This window comes from Thioclava sp. PTB-PU3-1, assembly GCF_055666785.1.
This window is the reverse complement of the sequence record NZ_JBVNVL010000002.1, coordinates 48,006-71,437: the sequence shown is the minus strand read 5'-3', so window position 1 is coordinate 71,437 and position 23,432 is coordinate 48,006. Positions and strand designations below refer to the sequence as shown.

The following is a 23,432-nucleotide window of genomic DNA, read 5'->3' as shown; positions in this document are numbered from 1 at the left end:
TGCGCTTGCGCGGGCAGGGGTGAGCCTCTACATCCCTCACATGAGCCTGATCCAACGCCTCCCTTTCGTCAAGAAATCGCCCTTCGTCGCGGTTATCCGTTTGCACGGCGCCATCGGCGTCTCGCGCCCCGGTGCGCCCGGCCTGTCGGATGCCGCCATGGCCCCGATCATCGAGCGCGCCTTCGCGCGCGGCAAACCGGCCGCGGTCGCTCTGCTGATCAATTCGCCCGGCGGATCGCCCGTGCAATCGGCGCTGATCGCGGGACGCATCCGCAGGCTTGCGGATGAAAAAGGCATTCCCGTCCATGCCTTCGTCGAAGACGTCGCGGCTTCGGGCGGCTACTGGCTCGCCTGCGCCGCAGACCAGATCTGGGCCGATCCGACCTCGGTCGTGGGCTCGATCGGGGTGATCTCGGCAGGGTTCGGCCTCGACGAGTTCATCAACCGCCACGGCATCCAGCGCCGCGTCCACACGGCGGGCGGCTCGAAAAGTTTCATGGACCCGTTCCGCCCCGAAAAGGACGAGGACGTCGCGCGGCTGAACAAGCTGCTCGAAGACATGCATGTCTCGTTCAAGGAACATGTCGAGTCCCGGCGCGGCGCGAAGCTGGCCGCGGATCGCGACCTCTTCACCGGCGACATCTGGACCGGGCGGCAGGCGCTGGCCGAAAACACCGGCCTGATCGACGGGCTGGGCCACGCGGTGCCGAAGCTGAAAGAGATCTACGGCGAGAAGACCCGCATCGTGCCTTACGCGCCCAAACGCTCGATCTTCCGGCGCTTCGGCGCGCAGATCGGGGGCGAGATGGCTGCGGCCACGGCAGGCGCCCTGATCGATACCGCCGAGGAACGCGCGCTCTGGGCGCGCTACGGGCTGTAACCCGATGCTCATCAAGGGCATGACCCTCTTCCTCGTCGTCATGGCGGTGCTCGCCATGTTCGGCAAGCTGCGGATGCCGAAGATCAAGGGCCCGCGCGGACCCGGCAGGCTATCGGCGCGTTGTCCCGACTGCGGACGTCCGAAAATCGGCCGGGGCCCCTGCCCCTGCAAGACGACCTCCAACAGCAAGAGTGCCAAGAAGACGGAGCGCCGTAAATGATCTGGGATTTCGGCGAGATCATTGCCGGGCTGGTGCTGCTGGTCGTGGCGGGTGACCTGCTGGTGAAAGGCGCAGTGGCGATGTCGCTGCGCCTTGGCATTCCTGCACTGATCGTCGGGCTCACCGTGGTGGCCTTCGGCACCTCCGCACCCGAGCTGATGGTCTCAGTCGCCGCCGTGCTCGACAAGGCGCCCAGCATGGCGCTCGGCAATGTCGTGGGCTCGAATATCGCCAATATCCTGCTGGTGCTGGGCCTGCCTGCGATGATCTCCGCGATCCGCACCGATCTGCACGACACGCGCGAGAGCTTCGTGCTGATGATGGGCGCGACGATCCTCTTCATCCTCGTCTGCTTCATGGGCCCGATCGGCTGGGCGCAGGCGCTGCTTCTGCTCTTCGCGCTTGGCATCATCCTGTTCCGGCAGATCCGCGAGGCGCGCGCCCATCGTGCCAATCGCGGCGCGGGCGCCGGACCCGAGACCGAAGCCGATGAAGAGGTCGAGAGCGTCGATCCGAAAATGCCGCTCTGGCGCATCGGGCTCTATGTTCTCGCGGGGCTCATCGGGCTGCCTCTGGGGGCGAGCTGGCTTGTCAGCGGCGCTTCCGAGATCGCAAGCGCGATGGGCGTCTCGGATGCGGTGATCGGCCTGACGCTGGTTGCGCTCGGTACCTCGCTGCCGGAGCTGGCGACCTCCATCACGGCGGCGATGAAGGGCCGTTCGGACCTCGCGCTCGGCAATGTCGTGGGCTCGAACATCTTCAACTTGCTCTGCATCATCGGCGTCGCGGGCCTGTTCGGCGACATTCCGGTGCCGAGCCAGATGCTGCATGTCGACCTTTGGGTAATGGCGGCGGCCTCGATCGCGCTTGCCCCATTCATCTTCGGCAACCGCGTGATCACCCGAGGCATCGGCATCGCTTTCACCGCCGCTTACCTGGCCTATATGGTGGCCCTCTTCATTGGAGGCAGCGCATGAAACGAGCATTGGTGACAGGCGGCGCGAAACGGCTGGGACGCGCGATGGCGCTATATCTGGCCGAGCGCGGCGTGGACGTCGCAATCCATTATCACGGCTCCGCAGAGGACGCGGAGGCAACGGCGGCAGAGGCCCGTGCGAAAGGCGTGCGCGCCGAGATCGTGCAGGCCGATCTACTGGACGAGGCCGCGACGGCGGAACTGGTGCCCCGCGCGGCGCAACTGCTCGACGGGCCTCTCGATCTGCTGATCAACAACGCCTCGATTTTCGAATACGACACGATCCGCTCGGCCACGCGCGAAAGCTGGGACCGGCATATCGGGTCGAACCTGCGCGCGCCCTTCGTGCTGATCCAGCATTTCGCGGCGCAGGCCCCGGAAGCCGACCGCTCGGGTGCGGAGCCCAAGGCCCGCGCGCTGGTGATCAACATGGTCGATCAGCGGATGCGCAAGCTGACGCCGGAGTTCATGACTTACACGCTCGCGAAGATGGGGCTGTGGACACTCACGCAGACGAGTGCGCAGGCGCTGGCTCCCGCTATACGTGTGAACGCGATCGGCCCCGGCCCGACCCTGCAAGGCGCCCGCCAGTCTGAAGAGCACTTCAACCGACAGCGCGCGGCGACGATCCTCGAACGCGGCGCAGACCCCGCAGATATCGTCGCGGCGCTGGGATATTTCATGGACGCACCCGCCGTCACAGGGCAGTTGCTCTGCGTCGATGGAGGCCAACATTTGGGCTGGCGGACCCCCGATGTATTAGGTCCGGAATGAGCCTGAAAACGAATCGCAGGCCAAAGTTGTGCACTGCGCGGCGGCTTGTAACAGTACCGTCACAAAAGTAGTAATCCTTTCAATAGCTTGGCGAGTGTGCGAAAAATTTCTCAATGAAATCAACGCACTCGTAACTTGCTCAAAAAATGAGCAAACACTCTATCAACCCTTATATTAAGGTCGGAACCCACGGTCCCACATGTTTGCCAACAGAGTTATCCCCAAATTTCGTGGACATGTTTTTCCTTGAAAACGTCTTCGCGAGGTTGCAGCCACAGGGGAGAATCGAAGCCTGCTCATGAATGACGACGTAAACAGCAACGACGCCCTCGATCCCCCGGCGGCCACGCGCCCGCAACACGGGATGACGGGCCATGCGCTGATCGCGGATTACCTCAAGCGTCTCGACGGATCGCCCGGCGTCTATCGGATGCTGAACGCGAAGGGCGAGGTGCTCTATGTCGGCAAGGCGCGCAACCTGAAGGCGCGCGTTTCGAACTATGCACGCCCCTCGGGGCACTCGGCGCGGATCGCCCGGATGATCCATGAGACCGCCTCGATGATGTTCCTCACGACGCGGACCGAGACCGAGGCGCTGCTGCTCGAGCAGAACCTGATCAAGCAGCTCAAGCCGCGCTACAACGTGCTCGCGCGGGACGACAAAAGCTTCCCCAATATCCTGATCGCGACGGACCACCCCTATCCGATGATCAAGAAGCATCGCGGCGCGCGCAAAGAGAAGGGCCATTACTTCGGCCCCTTCGCAAGCGCGAGCGCGGTGAACCGCACGCTGAACCAGCTGGAGCGGGTCTTCCTGCTGCGCAATTGCTCGGACTCGATGTTCGAGACCCGCACGCGGCCCTGTCTGCAATATCAGATCAAGCGCTGCTCCGGGCCCTGCGTCGGCAAGATCTCCGAGGAGGATTACGCAGCGCTGGTCGACGACGCGAAGCGGTTCCTGCAAGGCAAGTCCACCACGATCCAGCGTGAGCTGGCGGAGCAGATGCAGCAAGCCTCCGACGATATGGAATTCGAGCGCGCCGCTGCGCTCCGCGACCGGATCAAGGCGCTGACCAACGTGCAGCAAAGCCAGGGGATCAACCCGCGCAGCACCGCCGAGGCCGATGTGATCGCGCTCCATCAGGAGGGCGGGCAGGCCTGTGTGCAGGTCTTCTTCATCCGCGCGAACCAGAGCTGGGGCAATCACGACTTCTATCCCAAGACCGGCTCCGGCGCCGAAGCGCCCGAAATCCTGCAGGCCTTCATCGCGCAGTTCTACACGAACCGTCCGCCGCCGAAGCTGATCCTGCTGTCGCACCCGGTCGAGGATGAGGAACTGGTAAGCGAATTCCTCTCGGAACGCGCCGAGCGCCGCGTCGAGATCACCGTCCCGCAGCGCGGCGAAAAGGCAGAGCTGGTCGAGAATGCCGCGCGCAATGCCCGCGAGAGCCTCGGTCGGAAAATGTCCGAAAGTGCCGCGCAGGCGAAACTGCTGGCGGGCGTGGCAGAAGCCTTCGGGCTGGAGAAGCCGCCCGAGCGCATAGAGGTCTACGACAACTCGCATATTCAGGGCGCGCATGCCGTGGGGGGCATGATCGTCGCGGGGCCTGAGGGCTTCATCAAAAGCCAGTATCGCAAGTTCAACATCAAGAACGCGGAGCTGACGCCGGGCGACGATTTCGGGATGATGAAAGAGGTGCTGACGCGCCGCTTCACCCGGTTGCTGAAGGAAGACCCGGAGCGGAAATCCGAGGCCTGGCCCGATCTTCTGCTGATCGACGGTGGCGCCGGGCAGGTTTCGGCGGTGCGTGAGATCATGGACGAGATGGGCGTGAGCGACGTCGCAATGGTCGGTGTCGCGAAAGGCGTGGACCGCGACCACGGCAAGGAAGAATTCCACCGCACGGGTCAGCGCCCCATCGCCCTGCCCCGGCAATCGCCGGTTCTTTATTACATCCAGCGCCTGCGCGACGAGGCGCACCGCTGGGCCATCGGCACCCACCGCGCGAAACGCGCCAAGGCGCAGATGGCGAACCCGCTGGATGAGGTCCCGGGCATCGGGGCGGCCCGCAAGCGCGCGCTGCTCGCGCATTTCGGCTCCGCCAAGGCGGTCAGCCGCGCGGCACCAATCGATCTTATGGAGGTCGACGGTATCTCCGAGGCGATGGCCGAGACGATCCACAATTTCTTCAACGAGAAGGGCTGAGATGACCGATCACAGCCGCCACCCCCGCGCGCTGACCCGCGTGGCCGATCTCGAACGCGACGGGCTAACCTCCACGGAAGCGCGCGCAGATCTGGAGCGGGTGGCCGAGGAATTCCGCATCCGCGTCACACCCGAGATGCGCGAGGCGATTGCCGATCCGACCGATCCGGTGGCCGCGCAATTCGTGCCCTCCGCGGCGGAACTGGTCACGCGCCCCGAAGAGCTGGAAGACCCGATCGGCGACGACGCGCATTCCCCCGCTCCGGGGCTGACGCATCGCTATCCCGACCGGGTGATCCTGCACATCACCAAAACCTGCGACGTCTATTGCCGCTTCTGCTTCCGCCGCGAGACGGTGGGCGAAACCGGGCCGCTGCCGGAAGACCAATTGATGCAGGCGCTCGATTATATCGCGGCGACCCCGGCCATTCGCGAGGTGATCCTGACCGGAGGCGATCCGCTGACGCTCTCGACGCGCAGGCTGGGCGCGGTGCTCGACCGCCTCTCCGCAATCGCGCATCTCGACCAGATCCGGCTGCATACCCGCGTGCCGGTCGTCGCCCCCGAGCGGATCACCGAACAGCTTTGCGACATCCTTCGCGCCGCACCGACCGCGTGGATCGTGCTGCACACCAACCACGCGCGGGAACTGACACCCGCCGCCCGCGATGCCATCGCGCGGCTGGTGGATCGCGGCATCCCGATGCTATCGCAAACGGTGCTACTGCGCGGCGTCAACGCGAGTGCCGACGCGCTGGAGGCGCTGCTCCGCGCCCTCACCAAGCTGCGGGTCAAACCCTATTACCTGCACCATTGCGACCTCGCGCGCGGCACCTCGCATTTCCGCACCACCATCGCGGAAGGTCGCGCGCTGATGGCCGAACTGCGCCGCCGCTGCTCGGGCACGATGCTGCCCAGCTACGTGCTCGATATCCCCGGCGGGCACGGCAAGGTACCAATCACCTCGGACCACTTCACACCGGGCGACAAACCCGGAGACTGGCGCGTTACCGACCGTAATGGGACGGTGCATGCATATCGCGATCCCGCGACCCGTTAACGCGCCCTCTTCCGCTTTGCGAACCACGCAGCTAGGTTGCCTCCCATGAAATGGACCCTTCCCAATATCCTGACCGTGCTCAGGCTCTTGGCTGCCCCCGGTGTGGCGGTCTTGTTCCTTTATTTTTCTCGCCCCTGGGCCGACTGGCTGGCGCTTGCGCTGTTCATCAGCGCGGCGGTCACCGACTGGTTCGATGGCTACCTCGCCCGGGCGTGGAAACAGGAGAGCCGCTTCGGCGCGATGCTCGACCCGATCGCCGACAAGGCGATGGTGGTGATCGCGCTGGTGGTGCTGACCGGCTATTCGGGCATGAACCCGTGGCTGATCCTGCCCGCCACCGTGATCCTGTTCCGCGAGGTCTTCGTCTCGGGGCTGCGTGAATTCCTCGGCGCAGATGCCGGGCGGCTGCGGGTGACCAAGCTCGCAAAGTGGAAGACGACCGCGCAGATGGTGGCGATCGCCGTGCTGTTCCTCGGCACCGGGCTCGCCTATCTCGAACAGGGTCAGGCCCCGCGCGCAGGCGAGGGCGATATCCGCTTGGGCGCCACGCCTGCCGATTTCGCGACCCATGTCGGCCTCGCGCTGATCTGGATCGCCGCCGTGCTGACCGCGATCACCGGCTGGGATTATTTCCGCAAGGCCCTGCCCTATCTGAAGGACCCGAGCCATGATTGACGTGCTCTATTTCGCTTGGGTCCGCGAGCGGATCGGCCTGCCGCGCGAGAAGGTCGAGACGCAGGCCGCGACCGTGGCCGATCTGGTCGAGGAGCTGAAGGCGCGCGAGCCGCGCTACGAGGCGGCTTTTGCCGATATTTCCGCGCTGCGCGTCGCGCTCGATCAGGATCTGGCGGAGTTCGATGCGCCCCTAGCTGGCGTGCGCGAGGTGGCTTTCTTCCCGCCAATGACGGGGGGCTGAGATGAAGGTCTCCGTTCAGGCCGAGCCCTTCGATCTGGGCGCAGAGCTTGCCGATTTCGGCACGGGCCGCGCGGATGTCGGGGCCGTCGTCAGCTTCACCGGCATCGTGCGCGACGACACCGGCGCGATGGAGGCGCTGGAGCTGGAGCATTACCCCGGCATGACCGAGCGCGCGATCGCTGGCATCGTCGATCAGGCGGTTGAGCGCTGGAACCTGTCGGATGTGATCGTGATCCACCGCCACGGACGGCTGGGCGTGGGCGAGCAGATCATGATGGTCGCCACCGCCGCACGCCACCGCGTCGCAGCGTTTGAAGCCGCCGAGTTTCTGATGGACTACCTGAAATCCCGCGCACCCTTCTGGAAGAAGGAACACGGCCCCGAGGGCACCTCCTGGGTCGCCGCGAAGGATGAAGACGAGGACGCTCTGAAACGCTGGTGATCAGTCGCCCAGCTTGGCGTGCACCTCGTCCAGATCGACCTCGCCCACCGGCATCTTGTTGTCCGGATCGTCGAAATCGTATTGGAACAGCTGGAAATCCTTCTTGTAGATTTCCCAGATCAGGTGGCGCGACAGATCGTCGAAATAATCGCTCACCTTATGCGCGCGCTTCGGCCCGTGCCCTTCGGATTCGTTGAACCGCGGCACCTTGGCCAGATCGACCTTCACCGGCGTCTCGACCGCGTCGAGCACCGACTGCATCCCCTCGTTGAATTTCTCGGTGAAGAAGATGTTGTCGTAGCGCCCGCCGTTGACGATGAAGGTCGAAATATGGCCTGACATGGCCGACCAGTGAATGTCCGGCTCCATCGGACGGCGCCAACGGATCGTGTCGCGCGCGAACAGCAGGAAGCGGCGGAACGAGGCGACCTGATCGAAATCGAAATCGTCCTCGGGAGAGCCGACCTCGATCCCGTATTTCTGGATCAGCTGCGGCACCAGCTTGCCGCGATAGCGTTTGCCGTTGCGCTGGATGCCCGCGATCTTGTCAAAGAAGGACGACAGGATGCGCTGATAAGGATTGCGCACGCAGGTGAAGGCGTAGCTTTTGTGCGCCACCACATTCTCGGTGATCGGCTGCTGGCTTTCGTCCTGCGACCACTTATGCAGCCCGGTCTTGGAATCGTGGATGTCGCCGTCGAAGAATTTCCCGTGATCCGAATAGAACATGATCTGCCCGATGGAGGAGCAGGCGCATTTCGGCACGACGCGATACACCATGCTTTCGCTCTCGGTCATCCAGGTACCGGGAAATCCCATTCAAAGCCCTCCAGAAGGTCGCATACCCGTGACCGGGTAACGCAGACATAATAAATATCGAGTAAAGAGCAAAGAAGTCCTGTCTTTTCAACGCTCATTCCGGCTAACAAGTCGGATAATACCAGCAAGTGACATCGCATCGTTTCCCGTATGGCCCGAATCGCCTTTATTCTTCTGACCCATAAGGATCCTGACGGGATCATCGCGCAGGCGGAACGGCTGACGCAGACAGGCGATTATGTGGCGATCCATTTCGACGCGCGCGCCAAGCCAGAGCATTACCGCAAGCTGCGCAGCGCGCTCGATGCCAATCCCAACGTCACCTTCGCGAAAAAGCGCGTCAAATGCGGCTGGGGCGAATGGAGCCTCGTCGCCGCGACGCTAGAAGCCGTGAAGGCCGCCGTCGCCGATTTCCCGCGCGCCACGCATTTCTACATGCTCTCGGGCGATTGCATGCAGATCAAATCGGCCGAATACGCGCATAATTTCCTCGATGCGGAAGAGGTCGATTACATCGAAAGCTTCGACTTCTTTTCGTCGGGCTGGATCAAGACGGGGATGAAGGAAGATCGGCTGGTCTATCGCCACTGGTTCAACGAGCGCAATCAGCCCAAGCGGTTCTACCTCGCCTATAACCTGCAAAAGCAGCTGAAGCTGTCGCGCGAGGTGCCCGGCGATCTGCAGATGATGATCGGTTCGCAATGGTGGTGCCTGCGCAGGCGGACGATGGAGCAGATGCTCGATTTCATCAAGGCGCGGCCCGATGTGATGCGGTTCTTCCGCACGACATGGATCCCCGACGAGACCTTCTTCCAGACCATCGTCCATCACCTGATCCCCGAGACCGAGATCCGTACCCGGACGCTGACCTTCCTGATGTTCACCGATTACGGGATGCCCGCGAATTTCTACAACGACCACTACGATCTGCTTCTGGCGCAGGATTACCTCTTCGCGCGCAAGATCAGCCCCGAAGCGCGCGACCTGAAGCAGCGTCTGGGCGAGCTGTGGACGCGCGAGGGCGTCGAGTTCGCCGTCTCGAACGAGGGTCGCGCGCTGCATCGCTTCCTCACCGGGCGAGGCCGCATTGGCCGCCGCTTCGCGCCGCGCTTCTGGGAGGCGGAGGCGACCTTGGGCCGCGAGCGCACGCTGACCCTGATCCTGTGCAAGAAATGGCATGTCGCGAAACGTCTGGTGGCCGAGTTCCGCAAACGCTCATCCATTCCGGCCCTCGATTACGTCTTCAGCGAGATGGGCCCCCTGCCCGATCTCGGCGGCATCGAGACCAGCCCGGAAAAGCGCAACCGTCACCGCCGCGCGCTGATGCGGATGGTCTTCGACCACGAGAACGCCGACCGCATGGTGATCTGCGTCGATCCCGCCGAACTGGACGTGATCGAGGATTTCACCCGCGACAAATGCCAGACCCGCATCCTCGAGATCGAGTGTCAGTTCTCCGACGACTATCTCAAGGGGCACGCGCAGCGCGTCGGCCTTGCCGGGCAGCATACGCCGCCGCAGGTGGTGGAGCAGATGCTGCCGACGATCCGCGCCGATCTGCACCACGAGTCCGAACGGCTCCGCGATGCCGAGTTCGAGAATTACGCGCTCATGCGCGAGGGAGGCGAGATCGAGGACAACGCCCGCGCGCTGGCCCATGCGCTCGACATCCCTTCCGATATGGCGCAGGAATTGGCCGAACTCGACTACATCTTCCGCGACTGAGGAGAGAGGCCATGGCCTATACCTATGACGATCAGAACATCTTCGCCAAGATCCTGCGCGGCGAGATCCCGAACGACACCGTTCTGGAGACCGAGCACACGCTGGCCTTTCGCGACATCGCCCCGAAAGCGCCCGAGCATGTGCTGGTGATTCCGAAAGGCGCCTACGTCGCGCTCGATCATTTCTGCGCCGAAGCGAGCGATGCCGAGATCGTCGATTTCCACCGCACCGTGGCCGAGGTCTGCAAGATGACCGGCGCGAGCCCGGGCGAAGGCGGCGAGGGCTATCGCGGCATCACCAATGCGGGCGAGAACGGCGTGCAGGAAGTGCCGCATTACCACCTGCACATTCTCGCAGGTCGCCCGCTCGGGCCGATGCTGCTGATGCGTTAAGTCTTGCGGCGCGCCCTTATCCCGGGCGCGCCAGACAGGCTCAGATGAGCCCGCGCTCTGCAAAGAGCGCCTTCACATCGATCTCGGGCCGTGCGCCGTAATGGCCGATCACTTCGGCCGCCGCAGCACAGCCCATCTTACCCGCCGTCTCGAGGCTTTGCCCTGTCGCGTAACCGTAGAGGAAGCCGGCGGCGAACTGATCGCCCGCGCCCGTCGCATCGACCGGTACCACGCGTTTGACCGGAACCGTCGCGCGTTCCTCGCCACGGATCAGGATCACGTCGTCGCCCGAGCGGGTGCAGACCACCAGCTCGCATTCCTTAGCGGCCTGTTTCAGCGCCGCATCCAGATCGGTCTGATAAAGCGATTCCCATTCGTGCTGGTTGCCGATCACGTAATCCATCTGGTCGCGTACCAGACGCCGGAAATCGTCGCGGTGACGATCGACGCAGAACGGGTCCGACAGCGCGATCCCCGCCTTGCCGCCGCCCCGGTGACAGCCCTGCGCGGCCTTCAGGAACGCGGCCTTCCCGTGATCCTTGTCGAAGAGATAGCCTTCGAGGAACAGGATCTGCGTGTTCTCCACCACCTCAAGGCTCACATCCTCGGTCGAGACCTCTGCCGAGATCCCCAGATAGGTGTTCATCGAGCGCTCACCGTCGGGCGTCACGAAGATCATCGAACGCGAGGTCGGGAGTTCCCCATCCTTCACCGGCGGGTTCGGGAAATCCGTGCCCTCGCCATGCAGCGCCGCCTCGTAGAAGCGCCCCAGCGTGTCGTCGCGCACGCGGCCGATGAAGGCCGTCGTGAGCCCGAGATTGCCCAGACCCGCGATCGTGTTGCCGACCGAGCCGCCCGGCGCCTGCGTGCGCTCTTTCATGGCACCGTACAGCGTCTCGCCGCGCTCACGCTCGATCAGCTGCATGATGCCTTTCTCGATGCCCATATGCTCGAGAAAGCTGTCGTCGCATTGCGCGATCACGTCCACGACGGCATTGCCGATGCCGACGACCTGATACTGTTTCAAAGGTTTTTCTCCTCAAACTGGCACAGATCCTTGATCGGACAGGCCTGACATTTGGGTTTGCGCGCCACGCAGATATAGCGACCGTGCAGGATCAGCCAGTGATGGGCGTGGCGCTGGTATTCGACGGGCACATTGTCTTCGATGGCGCGCTCGACCGCGTCGACATCCTTGCCCGGACAGATGCCGCTGCGATTGCCGACGCGGAAGATATGCGTATCGACCGCCTGCGCGGGATGGCCGAACCACATGTTCAGCACCACGTTCGCGGTCTTGCGCCCCACGCCCGGCAGCGATTGCAGCGCCGCGCGCGAGGACGGAACCTCGCCATTGTATTGATCGACGAGGATCTGGCTCAACTTGATGACGTTCTTCGCCTTCTGCCGGAACAGACCGATCGTCTTGATATGCTCGGTCACGCCCTCGAGGCCCAGCTCCAGCATTTTCTCGGGCGTGTCGGCCACGGCGAAAAGTTTCCGCGTCGCCTTGTTGACCCCCGCATCGGTCGCCTGCGCAGACAGCGCCACGGCCACCACCAGCGTATAGGCGTTGACGTGCTCGAGCTCCCCCTTGGGGTGGGGCTCGGAGGCTTCGAACCGCGCGAAGACCTCTTTCATCGTGGCATAATCGAATTGCTTGGCCATGCTTTCCTAATGCCCGCCACGCGCGCGAAGGGCAAGGCCGCGCGCAAACCGCAGCTTTCGGGTCGCGCGCCTGCCGCCCGCGCCCTAGGATCGACGAGAACCAAGAGGTGCGTGATGAACGACCACAGCGACATTGCCGAGAGCTACCACTATCAGGTCATCGCCCGCGCGCTGGCCGAGATCGACGCAGCACAAGCGGCGGGCGAGTTGCTGACGCTCGAGGCGATCTCGGCGCGGCTCTCGATGAGCCCCGCGCATTTCCAGCGGCTGTTCTCGGCCTGGGTGGGCGTCTCTCCGAAACGCTACCAGCAATATCTGACGCTCGACTTCGTGCGCGAGTTGCTGAGCCAGCGCCTGCCGCTCGACGAGGTGGCCGACCGTGCGGGGCTTTCGGGCACGGGCCGGTTGCACGATCTGGTGCTGCGCTGGGAGGCGATGACGCCCGGCGCGTTTGCCCGCGGCGGCGAGGGCGTTGCGATCCGCTGGGGACGGTTCGACAGCCCCTTCGGCCCGGTGATCGCGATGGGCACAGATCAGGGGCTCTGCGGCATGGGTTTCACCGCCGAGATGGGCGAACGCGAGACCTTTGACGACCTCGCCCGCCGCTGGCCCGACGCCCGCTTCACCGAGGACCCCGAGCCGCTGCGTACTTGGGTCGAGGCCGCGTTCAGCCGCCACGGCGAGGCGAAGCTGACGCTGATCGGCGCGCCGTTCCAGATCAAGGTCTGGGAGGCGCTGCTCTCGATCCCTTCGGGGCAGGTCACCACCTATTCCGACATCGCCGAGGCGATCGGCAACCCCAAGGCCGTGCGCGCCGTGGGCACTGCCGTCGGTCGTAACCCGATCTCCTTCCTGATTCCCTGCCACCGCGCCTTGCGCAAATCGGGCGGATTGGGCGGCTATCACTGGGGTCTGGGCGTCAAACGCGCGATTCTGGGCTGGGAAGGCGCCCGCGCAGAGGCCGATTGAGCGTCCCTCCGCCGCTTCTACCGCCAGATGATGCGCGGATTTCCGCGCTTCACGAAAAGGGCATGGAACCTGCGCGAATTTTACGCGTATCTTCCGGCAAGCCTCGAGACATGGGGCGACCAGAGAAGGCAGAGACAGAACATGACCACCGTTCTCAAGACCAAAACCATTCTTCTGAGCGCCGCCGCTGCGATGGCGCTTACCGCTTGTGTGCCGGGCGGCTACACCGGGGCGAACAACCCCGACCAAAGCCCGAACGCAAACCGCAATGCCGGTGCGATCACCGGTGCGCTGATCGGCGGCGCCCTCGGCGCCAAGAGCAAAGGCGACGAAAAGCTGACCAAAGCCGCAGCCGGCGCGATCGTCGGCGGCGTGATCGGCGGCGCGATCGGTTCGCAGCTCGACCGTCAGGCGCAGGAACTGCGTCGCGACCTGACCACCAACGGCGTCAGCGTCGTGCGTCAGGGCAACCAGCTGATCGTGACGATGCCGCAAGACGTGCTCTTCGCGACCGACAGCGCGGCCGTGCGCCCCGATCTGCAGCGCGATCTGTACACGCTCGCAGGCAGCCTAAACCGCTATCCGGACACCACCGTCGAAGTCGTCGGCCATACCGACAACACCGGCGATGCGGCCTACAACATGCGCCTGTCGCGTCAGCGCGCGCAGTCGGTGGCCAATGTCCTGATCAATGGCGGCGTTCCGAGCTACCGCGTGATCCCGACGGGTCGCGGCGAGGATCAACCTATCGCGAGCAACCTGACCCCTGAGGGTCGTCAGGCCAACCGCCGGGTCGAATTCATCATTCGTCCGAACAACTAAATCGCTCGTCAGAGTGGGAAAAGGGCCGGGGGAACCCGGCCTTTTTTCATTGCCGACGACCCGATCTGGTCATACATCTTTACCACATGGAGGGGTGCATGCCATTTCAGAAGATCGAATCCGAGAAGCTCGCGAATGCTGTCGTGCGCCAGATCGAGCAGCTCATCCTGCAGGGCATTCTGCGCCCCGGTGAGCGCCTCCCCTCCGAGCGAGAGCTGTCCGAACGCCTTGGCGTCTCGCGTCCGAGCCTGCGCGAAGCGGTCGCGGAGCTGCAGGAGTCGGGTCTCCTGACCACCCGCGCCGGGGCCGGGATCTATGTCGCCGAAGTGCTCGATTCCGCCTTCTCGCCTGCCCTGATCCGGCTGTTTGCGCGCAACGATCAGGCGCTGTTCGACTACATCTCGTTCCGCCGCGACATGGAGGGGCTCGCCGCCGAGCGCGCGGCGCAATGCGGCTCAGACACCGATCTCGCGGTGATCCAGACGCTGTTCTCCCAAATGGAAGCGGCCCATTCCAAGCGCAATCCCACGCAGGAAGCCCAGCTCGATGCGCAGTTCCACATGGCGATCATCGAGGCGAGCCATAACGTCATTATGATCCACATGATGCGCGCGATGTTCGACCTGCTCGCCGAGGGCGTGTTCTACAATCGCTCCATGATGTTCCGGAACCGCGGCACGCGCAGCAAGCTGCTCGACCAGCACCGGGCCATCAACGAGGCGATTCAGCGCCGCGATGCCTCTGCCGCACGCAAGGCCATCGCGGCCCATATGGAATTCGTCGAGGTCGAGATGGCCGCGATGCGCCGCGCCGAGCGTAACGAGGCCACCGCGCGCTTACGTCTCGAACATAACCGCTGAGACCACATCACCTCTGCCACCAAGACAAAGGAAAACCCCGGCCCATCGGACCGGGGTTTTCAATGTCACCCGTTAGGGGAGATCAGTTCAGGCGCTGTTCGACTTCCGAAAGCGAGCTGTCGATCATCGCGGCACGGTCCGACGCGCTCAGCTGCTTGGCGAGCACGTCACCAGCGGCGGCCACGGCGACCGACACGGCACGGTCCTTGACCTCTTTCAGAGCCTGCGCCTCGGCCGAGGCGATCTGCTCGTCAGCGGCCTTCAGGCGGCGCTCGATCGAGACCTTAAGGTCTTCCTTGGCCTTCTCGGCAGCGGCTTCGGCGTCGCGCTTGGCGGCGGCGACGATCTGGTCGGCCTGCCCCTGCACTTCGCGCGATTTGCGCTCGTAGCTGGCGAGAACCGCTTGCGCCTCGTCACGCAGCTTGCGCGCTTCGTCGAGATCCGAGCGGATGTTCGTCGCGCGCTTGTCGAGCATCTTGCCCAGCATGCCCGGCACCTTCGCGTAGAGCACGATGCCCACGAAGATGATGAAGGCGATGGTCACGATGAAGTTCGTGTTCCAAAGCGAGAAGAACGGGCCCGTCGCTGCGAAGGCGGGCTGTGCCGCCACGAACGGAAGGAGAAGCGAGAGTTTCTTCATCGTCTTACCCTTTCAGCCGTTGTTCGACAGCCGCGTTAACAGCCGATGCGTCCGAATTGCCACCCAGAGCCGCGACGATCTCGCCGGCGGTGTCCTTGGCGACCTGATCGACCGCTGCAAGCGCGCCGTCGCGGATTTCCGCGATGCGGGCTTCCGATTCCGCGGAGCGTGCGGCGATCTCGGCATCTGCCTTGGCGATAGCCGCGTCGAGGTCCTTTTGGATCTCGGCCTTGGTTTCGCCTGCGATCTTCTGCGCCTGAGCGCGTGCTTCGGCCAGAGCCTTCTCGTAAGCGGCTTCGGCCTCTTCGGCCTTGCGCTTGAAGTCTTCGGCCGCGGCGATGTCACCCGCGATCGTGCCCTGACGATCGGCGAGAACTGCCTCGATCCGGGGCAGTGCGATGCGCGTCAGCAGCCAGTAGATCGCGACCAGAGCGACCACGAGCCAGAAGATCTGGTTCGGGTAGCTCGAGAAGTCGAGCTGCGGCATACCGGCCTTTTGCGCGGTATGTGCCGCGCCTTGGGCCGCATCAGCGGCTGCGTGCGCTGTATTTTGCGTTTCGCTTGCCATGTCGTCCCTCGACCCTGATCACAAATCCCCTTGCGGGTCACGGGATGGGCTCCGAATGAGCCCACCCGCCCTCAAGGAAAAGCGTGCTGGATCAGACGGCGAACATCAGCAGCAGCGCGACGAGGAACGAGAAGATCCCGAGCGCTTCTGCGAAGGCGATGCCGATGAAGAGGGTCGCGGTCTGGCCAGCGGCCGCCGAGGGGTTGCGCAGTGCGCCCGACAGGAAGTTGCCGGCAACGTTGCCCACACCGATAGCCGAGCCGCCCATGCCCATGCAGGCCAGACCAGCGCCGATGTAAGCACCCATTTGAACGATATTGCCTTCCATTGTCGTAACTCCTTGAGGTTGGAAGTGGCAGAAATTTGGTGAACTGGTTCGATCCGTTATCCGGTCAGTGTGCCGGGTGAAGCGCGTCGCGCAGATAGACGCAGGTCAGGATCGTGAAGACATAGGCCTGGATGAAGGCCACGAGAACTTCGAGCCCGTACATCGCGGTGATCGCGAGGATCGACAGCGGGGTGACGGCGATGCCGACGCCCGAGAACAGGATCAGCGGCGCGAAGGCAGCGAACACTTTCATAACCGCGTGGCCAGCCATCATGTTGCCCGCAAGACGAATGGAGTGGCTGACGGGGCGCACGAAGTAGGAGATGATCTCGATGATCGCGAGGATCGGGCGCAGCGCCAGCGGTGCCGAGGCCACCCAGAACAGGCTCAGGAAGCCCGCGCCGTTCTTGACGAAACCGATCACGGTCACCGCAACGAACACGGCGATCGCCAGCAGACCGGTCACAGCGATATGCGAGGTCGTGGTGAAGCCGCGCGGCAGCAGGCCGAGGAAGTTCGAGAAGACGATGAACAGGAAGACCGTGAAGATATAGGGGAAGAACTTCAGCGCGTCCTTGCCCGCCACGTCTTCGACCATCTTGTGAATGAAGCCGTAGGACAGCTCCGCGATCGACTGGGCGCGCGAGGGCACCACAGCGCGGCCGCGGGTGCCGATCACGAGCATGAAGAAGATCGCCAGAACGGCGATCGCCATCCACAGCGTCGCATTGGTCGGCGTGTACCAGTGAACCGGGCCATCGCCGAAGAGGGGCTTAACGATAAACTGATCCATCGGGTGGAAGGTCAGTTCACTGCGCATTTCCTGTTCAAGAGTTGCCACGGTCGTCTTCCTCTTCATCGGCCATGTCGGCCGCACGCTCTTCGTTCATTTCCTTGGCCGAGCGAAGCATCACCTTCACCCCGGCCGCGAGCCCGAGAAGCGTGAACAGCACCATCATCCAAGGCATCGTGCCCATAAGCACATCCAGCCCGTATCCGATGCCGAAGCCGATCCCCAGCCCCGAAACCATTTCGATCACCATACGCCAGGCCATATTCGCCTGGGACAGATGATGATCGGCACGTTGCGGAGGCGGCTCTTGCGTCTTTCTCACTGCCGCAAGCTTCTTCTCAAGCGCTGCGAGGCGCTCGGGATCGGGCTCGTCGGAGCGGTGATCAGGCATGGTTCGGCCCCCACTCAGGTCTCAGCCGTGATAGCCGTGGCCCCCGCCTGAGTCAATTCCGGATAGGCCCCTTAAAGCACCCCACAACCCATTGATCCGTAACGATTTTGAAAATAGGCCTCAAATTCGCGCCGCGCCAAGCTCACGCGAATGCGAGCAATCGCATATTCAACCGATCGGTTGACGTTTATCGCGCGCCGCCCCATCAAGGAGCGATGCTACCGCCGCCCACCCCTTCTCTCGATGCGATCTTCGCCGCGCTCGCCGATCCGACCCGGCGGACGATCCTGACGATGCTGCTCGAAGACGACATGGCGGTGACCGACGTGGCCGAGCCCTTCGAGATGTCGCTGGCGGCCGTCTCCAAGCACCTTGCGATCCTGACCAATGCCGGGCTGATCTCTCAGGAGAAACGCGGCCGGGTGAAATGGTGCAAGCTGGAGCCGCTCGCGATGTCCGCCGCCACGACATGGATCCAAGGATTCGGTCAGTTCGAGCCGCTGGATTTCGACGCGTTCGAGAAATTCCTCGAAGCTGAACTGGCGCAGATCGAGATCGAGCCAGAAGAAACCGGGCCGGTGGAGAATGGGCAAAGCGACGCGCCGCCCGGCAGCGCGCCGCAACACGATTAGATCGAGCCCGCCTCGACCATGTAGTTGTTCGCCGTGCACATCGCCGCATCGTCCGAGGCGAGGAACAGCACCATCCGCGCGACATATTCCGGCTGGATCAGATCGGGCAGGCATTGGTTGCGACGATGATCCTCCAGCGCCTCGGGCGTGGCCCAGAGCGTTTTCTGCCGATCCGTCATGATCCAGCCCGGCACGACCGTGTTGACCCGGATCCGATGCCCGCCCAATTCGCGTGCCATCGTGCGGGTCAGCCCGTGCACCGCCGCTTTCGCCGTCGCATAGGCCGGAAAGCCGCTGCCGGCCTCCCACCACGAATTCGAGCCCATATTGATAATCGATCCCGCCCCTTTCGAGATCATGTCCGGCGCAACCGTCTGGATCGCGAAGAACATGTGGCGCAGGTTCGTGTGCTGGCGCTCGTCCCAGTACTCGGCATCGATCTCGCGCCAGTCGTGACGGTCGTCGCGCGCGGCATTGTTCACCAGCACATCCGCCGGGCCAATTTTCTCGCATAGCCGACCCAGCGCCTCTTTCATGGCGGCGATGTCGCGCAGGTCGCACAGCTCATACTCGACGCCGAACCGTTTCGCGATCGCCGCGCTCCCCTCGGTATCGCGGTCGAGAAACCCGACCTTCGCCCCTTGCGCGGCGAAGCCTTCGACGATCAGCGCCCCGATCCCCGAGGCGCCCCCGGTCACGATCACGGATTTGCCTTTCAGGCTCGGATAGTTCGCGAATTCCGGCATCTGCTCCTCCTCTTTTCGCGGCGAGCATCGCGCCCGCTGCCGCCGCTGTCCAGAGAGCGCCTCGAAAATGACGCGCCGAGGGAGGCAACCCTCGAGGCTTCGCTTCGACCTGCCCTCCCCGGCGAGTGTCACGAATGCTTCGCCGCCACGTCAGCGGCTTGTCACACTCCAACGTAACATGACGCCCGAAGCCCCGAGCCGACGGCCCGCCGCCCGATGCGGCACCTCGCCCTCAGGGCCTTCGTCATATCAAGTCACCTTTGGGGGTATATATGCCACGCCTTTCCCGTTCGTTCACGCTGTCCGCAGTGCTCAACGCCGCCCTCCTCTACACCGCGCTGGTGGCTCCGGCCCATGCGCAATCCGCTTCCGATGCGGGCGTTCTGAAGGTCGCGCTCTGGGGCGACGAATTCTACAGCAAGGATCCCGAGGAGAAGGCGAACTGGATCGACCAGACCGTCGCCTCGATGAACGATCACGATCTCGACTTCACGATCTTCGCCGGTGACACCAAGAGCGGCAGCAGCGAATGCACCGATCAGGCGATCGGGGCGGACGTGAAGGCGATCTTCAACCGCCTCGACATGCCGACGCTCTACGCCCTCGGCGACAATGAATGGGTCGACTGCCACCGGACCAACAACGGCAGCTACGACCCGGTCGAGCGGCTCTCCTACCTGCGCAAGACCTTCTTCGATGCCGCGAAGTCGCAGGGCTCGAACCCGATCGACGTCGAACGTCAGGGCGCCCCGGGCGAAGCCTATAGCGAGAACAGCCGTTTCGAGCGCGCCAACGTGATGTTCGTCGCCCTCAACGTGCCGGGCAGCAACAACAACCTCGTCGTGACCGACAAGCAATGCACCAAGAAGTCCGACCGCACGCAGGCCGACTGCGATGCCGCGACCGCGGAATACGACGCCCGCAACCCGAAGAACGTCGAATGGCTCAAGGAGTCCTTCGCGAAGGCGCGCGAGAATAGCGACGCAGGCATCCTGATCGACATCCAGGCCGACATCTTCTTCCCGTTCGAACTGAGCGACGGCGGCTACGAAGACGATTTCCTGCCGACCCTCGACGACAAGAACGGCTTCACCGATTTCTACAAGACCCTCGTCGACGAGACGCATAACTTCGACGGTCAGGTCCTGCTGGTCCACGGTGACTCGCATTACTTCAAGGTCGACAAGCCCATGCTCCAGTCCGATGGCCGCAGCACCGCGAATTTCACCCGCGTCGAGGTCTTCGGCAGCAGCGACAATAGTTGGGTCGAGATGACGGTCGATCCGAAATCCGATGGCGTATTCTCGTTCCAACCCGTGGTGCTGAAGCAGTAAGCCGCGCCTATCGTGGGAGATCGTCGGTTCTCCGGCAGCTCACACCAACCTTTAAGATACGGGCGGCGGTTCATCCGTCGCCCGTGTTCCTATTAAAGCCTCAACGACGCGACCCGTTGCACCGCAACGAAAAAGGCCGCCCCCGTTGGAGCGGCCCTGATCTTTCGCGATGGCGACAACTTACTTGCGGTTGTCGTCCTCATCCTCGTCGTCATCGTCCTCGGGCAGGTTGAAGAAGCTATCCGCGTCCGAGTAATCGGCGTTATCCGCGGCGTCGTCCTCTTCCTCGTTCTCCTGCTTGAGATCGGAAGAGGAGAAGTTCTCCAGACCGGCGATGCCGGAGGGCAGGCGCGGCTCATCGGGCATGCCCAGCGACTGCTCGGTCGAGACCAGCTTGCGACGCTCGTCATCGCTCATCACGCCTTCGGCGGCGGCTTTCTTCGCGGCCTTCTGCACTTCGATATCCAGTTCCGACTGGCGGCACAGACCCAGCGCGACCGGATCGATCGGGGTCATGTTCTGGATGTTCCAGTGGGTGCGCTCGCGGATCGACTGGATCGTGGGCTTGGTGGTGCCGACGAGACGCGCGATCTGCGCATCGGCCAGTTCGGGGTGGAACTTCACCAGCCACAGGATCGCGTTCGGACGGTCCTGACGCTTCGACAGCGGCGTGTAGCGCGGGCCGCGACGCTTGTCCTCGCCAACGGCAGCTTTGTTGAACTTCAGCTTGAGCTTGTGCATCGGGTCTTTCTCGGCCTTGTCGATCTCTTCCTGATCGAGCTGGCTCGAGGCGACCGGATCGAAGCCCTTCACGCCGGTTGCGACGTCACCATCGGCGATGCCCTGCACTTCCAGTTCGTGCAGGCCACAGAAATCCGCGATCTGCTTGAAGCTGAGCGTCGTATTGTCCACCAGCCACACGGCGGTGGCCTTTGCCATCAGGGGCTTGTTCGTCATTGCAGCCATCCTTTACATATCTCTCCCGGGCCGAGAAATCGGCTGCGGCGCGGGAATTCCCTGCCGCGGTCCATTTCTGGAAGGGGAATTGCCGCCTCATATAGTCAATCGCGCGTCAGGAGAAAAGAGAAAATGACTCGTTTGAGCCTTCTGGCCGCAGCCCTGCTTGCGCTTTCGACCGCCGCCCCGCCCGCCCATGCCGAAGGCGAGCGCGCGGGCGATTTCGACTATTACGTCCTATCGCTCAGCTGGTCGCCCACTTGGTGCGCCCTGACCGGCGATGCGCGCAACTCGCCGCAATGCGATCCGAAGCACGATCATTCTTTCGTGCTGCACGGGCTTTGGCCGCAATACGAGCGCGGCTGGCCCAGCTTTTGCCGCACGCCGCATCGCGATCCCTCGCGCCAGCAGACCGCCGCGATGGAGGATCTGACCGGCGCGCCGGGGCTGGCCTGGTACGAATGGAAGAAGCACGGGCGCTGCTCGGGCCTGTCGGCCACGGATTATTTCGCGCTGGAACGCGAAGCCTATGCCAGCATCGAAATCCCGGACGTGCTGGCCAATCTTGACCGCGACGTGAGACTGCCCGCGAAGGTGGTGGAGCAGGCGTTTCTGGAGGCCAATCCCGGCCTCGATGCCGACGAGATCACCATCACCTGCAAATCGGGCCGCATTCAGGAGGCCCGCATCTGCCTGACCAAGGATCTCGAGCCGCGCAAATGCGGCTCCGATACGATCCGCGATTGCAGTCTGCCCAACGCACTGATGGAAAAGGTGCGCTGAGGGATCAGTCCTCGAGCGGCGGCTGGCGATCTTCCAACGTGGGCAGCTTGTGGCGCGCTGCAACGTCGTGGCTGTGGTCTTCCTCGGCCTTTCCCGCGGCACAAATCCACGCCTTGGCCTGATCCAATTCGCTCAAGCGGAACAGCTTGACTGTGCCGGGGATCATCGGCGCGAAGGCCTGCACGCCCCAGCGGATCCAGTCGACATCGCTGACCAGCGCCACCGCGGCGAAATCGCCCAGATGCGACAGGCCCAGCTTGGTGTCGTCCCATGCCGCTTTCGCGGTGTAGCCGTCGAATGCGTCGCCGATGATATAGAGCAGCTTCACCTTGCCCTCGGCGGCGATCTTGGCCTCCACCGCCGGGATCAGATGCTGCTCGTAAGCCTCCGCGCCGATCGTGCCCTTGGCCTCGAATGCCAGCACATCGGCCGGATACCCATCCAGAAATTCAAAGCGTCCTTCGCTCATGACCGCCTCCCCTCGTTGGTTCGCGCGCGCCGCAATCATACACCCGGCGCGCGCGTGACGAAAGTTCAGCCGCCCGCAACTTCCAACACGATCTTGCCAATATGCTGGCTCGTCTCCATCCGCTCATGGGCTTTTGCGGCCTCGGCCAGCAGGAAAGTGTTGTCATGGATCACGCGCAGCTTGCCCGAATTGATCATCGGCCAGACATTGGCGCGCAACTGCCGCGCAATCTCTGCCTTGGCCGCATCCGATTGCGGGCGCAGCGTGGCCCCGGTGATCGTGAGACGCTTCACCATGACCTGCGCGAAGTTGATCTCGGCCTTGGGTCCGCCAAGGAAGGCGATGAAGACGAGGCGCGCATCGTTGGCCATCGCTTTGATATTGCGCGCGATATAGTCGCCGCCCACCATGTCGAGCACGAGGTTCGCGCCGCCTTCGGCCTTGAGCACATCGACGAAATCGCCCGTCTTGTAGTTGATCGCCGTCGCGCCAAGCTCTTCGCAGACCGCGCATTTTTCGAGGCTGCCCGCAGTGGTGAAGACCCGCGCGCCCAGCGCCGTCGCGATCTGGATCGCTGTCGTGCCGATCCCGGAAGAGCCGCCATGCACCAAGAACCGCTCGCCCGCCTGCAAGCCGCCGCGCATCACCATGGTCGACCAGACGGTGAAGCAGGTCTCGGGCAGACAGGCCGCCGATTTCAGGTCGAGCCCAGCCGGCACGGGCAGCGCATGTTCGGCCGGACAGGTCACATACTCGGCGTAGCCGCCACCGGGAAGCAGCGCACAGACCGCGTCGCCCACTTCCCAATCCGTGACGCCCGGCCCGATCGCCGCGACCCGGCCCGAGCATTCCAGCCCCGGTAGATCCGACGCGCCCGGCGGCGGGTTGTAGGCGCCCGCGCGCTGCAGCGCATCGGGGCGGTTCACCCCGGCATAGGCCACCTCGATCAGGATCTCACCATGGCCCGCGACCGGCACGGCACGGGTGACTTCCGTCAGCACCTCCGGCGCGCCATGTTCGGAAATCTCGACGCAGCGCATCTCGGTCGGCATCTCGACAGGT

At 63.7% G+C, this 23,432-nt stretch carries 29 protein-coding genes; 17 read left to right on the top strand and 12 right to left on the bottom strand.

What is annotated here, in order from left to right:
* Nucleotides 1-40 precede the first annotated feature (40 nt).
* The 9 genes from ACZ7GB_RS05790 (at nt 41) to ACZ7GB_RS05750 (ending at nt 7,474) form a co-directional block, all read left to right on the top strand.
* Nucleotides 41-880: a S49 family peptidase gene (locus ACZ7GB_RS05790; RefSeq protein WP_472158461.1), complete on the top strand. Its 840-nt coding sequence runs from the start codon at nt 41-43 to the stop codon at nt 878-880.
* 4 nt (nt 881-884) lie between these two features.
* Nucleotides 885-1,100 carry a hypothetical protein gene (locus tag ACZ7GB_RS05785; protein ID WP_098412015.1) on the top strand — a complete coding sequence of 72 codons (216 nt, stop codon included), beginning with the start codon at nt 885-887 and terminating at the stop codon, nt 1,098-1,100.
* Complete coding sequence (locus tag ACZ7GB_RS05780) at nt 1,097-2,077, top strand: calcium/sodium antiporter (RefSeq protein ID WP_078569791.1); 981 nt, start codon at nt 1,097-1,099, stop codon at nt 2,075-2,077. Before ACZ7GB_RS05785 ends, ACZ7GB_RS05780 begins: the two co-directional genes overlap by 4 nt.
* On the top strand, nt 2,074-2,850 hold the full coding sequence (locus tag ACZ7GB_RS05775; RefSeq protein WP_078549068.1) for an SDR family oxidoreductase: 777 nt from the start codon (nt 2,074-2,076) through the stop codon (nt 2,848-2,850). The genes ACZ7GB_RS05780 and ACZ7GB_RS05775 overlap by 4 nt, the downstream gene beginning before the upstream one ends.
* Before the next feature lie 364 nt (nt 2,851-3,214).
* Nucleotides 3,215-5,056, top strand: coding sequence for an excinuclease ABC subunit UvrC (gene uvrC / locus ACZ7GB_RS05770; protein WP_472158460.1), 1,842 nt, complete (start codon nt 3,215-3,217; stop codon nt 5,054-5,056).
* 1 nt (nt 5,057) lies between these two features.
* Nucleotides 5,058-6,116: a lysine-2,3-aminomutase-like protein gene (locus ACZ7GB_RS05765; protein ID WP_472157946.1), complete on the top strand. Its 1,059-nt coding sequence runs from the start codon at nt 5,058-5,060 to the stop codon at nt 6,114-6,116.
* Nucleotides 6,117-6,161: 45 nt separating this feature from the next.
* Nucleotides 6,162-6,791: a CDP-diacylglycerol--glycerol-3-phosphate 3-phosphatidyltransferase gene (gene pgsA / locus ACZ7GB_RS05760; protein WP_472157945.1), complete on the top strand. Its 630-nt coding sequence runs from the start codon at nt 6,162-6,164 to the stop codon at nt 6,789-6,791.
* Complete coding sequence (gene moaD / locus ACZ7GB_RS05755; protein ID WP_078542256.1) at nt 6,784-7,032, top strand: molybdopterin converting factor subunit 1; 249 nt, start codon at nt 6,784-6,786, stop codon at nt 7,030-7,032. The genes pgsA and moaD overlap by 8 nt, the downstream gene beginning before the upstream one ends.
* Nucleotide 7,033: 1 nt before the next feature.
* The gene (locus ACZ7GB_RS05750) at nt 7,034-7,474 is read left to right on the top strand and encodes a molybdenum cofactor biosynthesis protein MoaE (RefSeq protein ID WP_472157944.1); all 441 of its coding nucleotides are present in this window, start codon (nt 7,034-7,036) and stop codon (nt 7,472-7,474) included.
* Here ACZ7GB_RS05750 and ACZ7GB_RS05745 read toward each other — a convergent pair whose 3' ends face one another.
* Complete coding sequence (locus ACZ7GB_RS05745) at nt 7,475-8,293, bottom strand: sulfotransferase family protein (RefSeq protein WP_152843465.1); 819 nt, start codon at nt 8,291-8,293, stop codon at nt 7,475-7,477. It lies immediately after the preceding gene.
* Between the two features lie 150 nt (nt 8,294-8,443).
* On the opposite strand from ACZ7GB_RS05745, the gene ACZ7GB_RS05740 reads away from it, so the two are divergent.
* Nucleotides 8,444-10,018: a DUF5928 domain-containing protein gene (locus tag ACZ7GB_RS05740; RefSeq protein WP_472157943.1), complete on the top strand. Its 1,575-nt coding sequence runs from the start codon at nt 8,444-8,446 to the stop codon at nt 10,016-10,018.
* Nucleotides 10,019-10,029: 11 nt separating this feature from the next.
* On the top strand, nt 10,030-10,410 hold the full coding sequence (locus ACZ7GB_RS05735) for an HIT domain-containing protein (protein ID WP_075773907.1): 381 nt from the start codon (nt 10,030-10,032) through the stop codon (nt 10,408-10,410).
* Nucleotides 10,411-10,450: 40 nt separating this feature from the next.
* On the opposite strand, the gene ACZ7GB_RS05730 is transcribed toward ACZ7GB_RS05735, so the two are convergent.
* Together ACZ7GB_RS05730 and nth are read right to left on the bottom strand one after the other, a co-directional pair.
* Entirely contained in the window at nt 10,451-11,437 is a 987-nt protein-coding gene (locus tag ACZ7GB_RS05730; protein ID WP_078600645.1) for an adenosine kinase, read from the bottom strand.
* The gene (gene nth / locus ACZ7GB_RS05725) at nt 11,434-12,078 is read right to left on the bottom strand and encodes an endonuclease III (RefSeq protein ID WP_075773905.1); all 645 of its coding nucleotides are present in this window, start codon (nt 12,076-12,078) and stop codon (nt 11,434-11,436) included. The genes ACZ7GB_RS05730 and nth overlap by 4 nt, the downstream gene beginning before the upstream one ends.
* A 114-nt stretch (nt 12,079-12,192) precedes the next feature.
* On the opposite strand from nth, the gene ACZ7GB_RS05720 reads away from it, so the two are divergent.
* The 3 genes from ACZ7GB_RS05720 (at nt 12,193) to ACZ7GB_RS05710 (ending at nt 14,729) form a co-directional block, all read left to right on the top strand.
* The gene (locus ACZ7GB_RS05720; RefSeq protein ID WP_472157942.1) at nt 12,193-13,047 is read left to right on the top strand and encodes a bifunctional helix-turn-helix domain-containing protein/methylated-DNA--[protein]-cysteine S-methyltransferase; all 855 of its coding nucleotides are present in this window, start codon (nt 12,193-12,195) and stop codon (nt 13,045-13,047) included.
* A gap of 141 nt (nt 13,048-13,188) precedes the next feature.
* Nucleotides 13,189-13,869 (top strand): YiaD family glycine zipper/OmpA-like lipoprotein, encoded by a 681-nt coding sequence (locus tag ACZ7GB_RS05715; protein ID WP_075773903.1) that lies wholly within the window; start codon nt 13,189-13,191, stop codon nt 13,867-13,869.
* A 98-nt stretch (nt 13,870-13,967) separates the two neighbouring features.
* Complete coding sequence (locus ACZ7GB_RS05710; RefSeq protein ID WP_078522464.1) at nt 13,968-14,729, top strand: FadR/GntR family transcriptional regulator; 762 nt, start codon at nt 13,968-13,970, stop codon at nt 14,727-14,729.
* An 82-nt stretch (nt 14,730-14,811) separates the two neighbouring features.
* Here ACZ7GB_RS05710 and ACZ7GB_RS05705 read toward each other — a convergent pair whose 3' ends face one another.
* The 5 genes from ACZ7GB_RS05705 to ACZ7GB_RS05685 form a co-directional block, all read right to left on the bottom strand.
* A complete protein-coding gene (locus ACZ7GB_RS05705; RefSeq protein WP_078522463.1) occupies nt 14,812-15,369 on the bottom strand; it encodes a F0F1 ATP synthase subunit B in 558 nt (185 codons plus the stop codon).
* A gap of 4 nt (nt 15,370-15,373) precedes the next feature.
* Entirely contained in the window at nt 15,374-15,937 is a 564-nt protein-coding gene (locus ACZ7GB_RS05700; protein ID WP_078522462.1) for a F0F1 ATP synthase subunit B', read from the bottom strand.
* Nucleotides 15,938-16,028: 91 nt separating this feature from the next.
* Entirely contained in the window at nt 16,029-16,265 is a 237-nt protein-coding gene (locus ACZ7GB_RS05695) for a F0F1 ATP synthase subunit C (RefSeq protein ID WP_038144344.1), read from the bottom strand.
* A 64-nt stretch (nt 16,266-16,329) separates the two neighbouring features.
* Nucleotides 16,330-17,085, bottom strand: a complete 756-nt coding sequence (locus ACZ7GB_RS05690; protein WP_093476999.1) for a F0F1 ATP synthase subunit A — start codon at nt 17,083-17,085, stop codon at nt 16,330-16,332.
* 7 nt (nt 17,086-17,092) lie between these two features.
* Complete coding sequence (locus ACZ7GB_RS05685) at nt 17,093-17,449, bottom strand: AtpZ/AtpI family protein (protein ID WP_078522460.1); 357 nt, start codon at nt 17,447-17,449, stop codon at nt 17,093-17,095.
* 215 nt (nt 17,450-17,664) lie between these two features.
* Here ACZ7GB_RS05685 and ACZ7GB_RS05680 point away from each other — a divergent pair, with 215 nt between their 5' ends.
* On the top strand, nt 17,665-18,081 hold the full coding sequence (locus tag ACZ7GB_RS05680) for an ArsR/SmtB family transcription factor (RefSeq protein WP_078569781.1): 417 nt from the start codon (nt 17,665-17,667) through the stop codon (nt 18,079-18,081).
* Here the strand turns inward: ACZ7GB_RS05680 and ACZ7GB_RS05675 are convergent.
* A complete protein-coding gene (locus ACZ7GB_RS05675; protein ID WP_472157941.1) occupies nt 18,078-18,827 on the bottom strand; it encodes an SDR family NAD(P)-dependent oxidoreductase in 750 nt (249 codons plus the stop codon). The two genes, ACZ7GB_RS05680 and ACZ7GB_RS05675, sit on opposite strands and share 4 nt — an antisense overlap.
* Nucleotides 18,828-19,099: 272 nt before the next feature.
* On the opposite strand from ACZ7GB_RS05675, the gene ACZ7GB_RS05670 reads away from it, so the two are divergent.
* Nucleotides 19,100-20,161 (top strand): hypothetical protein, encoded by a 1,062-nt coding sequence (locus tag ACZ7GB_RS05670; protein ID WP_472157940.1) that lies wholly within the window; start codon nt 19,100-19,102, stop codon nt 20,159-20,161.
* Between the two features lie 180 nt (nt 20,162-20,341).
* Here the strand turns inward: ACZ7GB_RS05670 and ACZ7GB_RS05665 are convergent, their stop codons facing one another.
* Nucleotides 20,342-21,118 carry a DUF1013 domain-containing protein gene (locus ACZ7GB_RS05665; RefSeq protein ID WP_078542268.1) on the bottom strand — a complete coding sequence of 259 codons (777 nt, stop codon included), beginning with the start codon at nt 21,116-21,118 and terminating at the stop codon, nt 20,342-20,344.
* Between the two features lie 132 nt (nt 21,119-21,250).
* On the opposite strand from ACZ7GB_RS05665, the gene ACZ7GB_RS05660 reads away from it, so the two are divergent.
* Entirely contained in the window at nt 21,251-21,901 is a 651-nt protein-coding gene (locus ACZ7GB_RS05660; RefSeq protein WP_472157939.1) for a ribonuclease T2 family protein, read from the top strand.
* 4 nt (nt 21,902-21,905) lie between these two features.
* Here ACZ7GB_RS05660 and ACZ7GB_RS05655 read toward each other — a convergent pair whose 3' ends face one another.
* Together ACZ7GB_RS05655 and ACZ7GB_RS05650 are read right to left on the bottom strand one after the other, a co-directional pair.
* A complete protein-coding gene (locus ACZ7GB_RS05655; RefSeq protein WP_274961543.1) occupies nt 21,906-22,370 on the bottom strand; it encodes a SpoIIAA family protein in 465 nt (154 codons plus the stop codon).
* Between the two features lie 65 nt (nt 22,371-22,435).
* Nucleotides 22,436-23,422 carry an NAD(P)H-quinone oxidoreductase gene (locus ACZ7GB_RS05650; protein ID WP_472158458.1) on the bottom strand — a complete coding sequence of 329 codons (987 nt, stop codon included), beginning with the start codon at nt 23,420-23,422 and terminating at the stop codon, nt 22,436-22,438.
* Between the last annotated feature and the right edge of the window lie 10 nt (nt 23,423-23,432).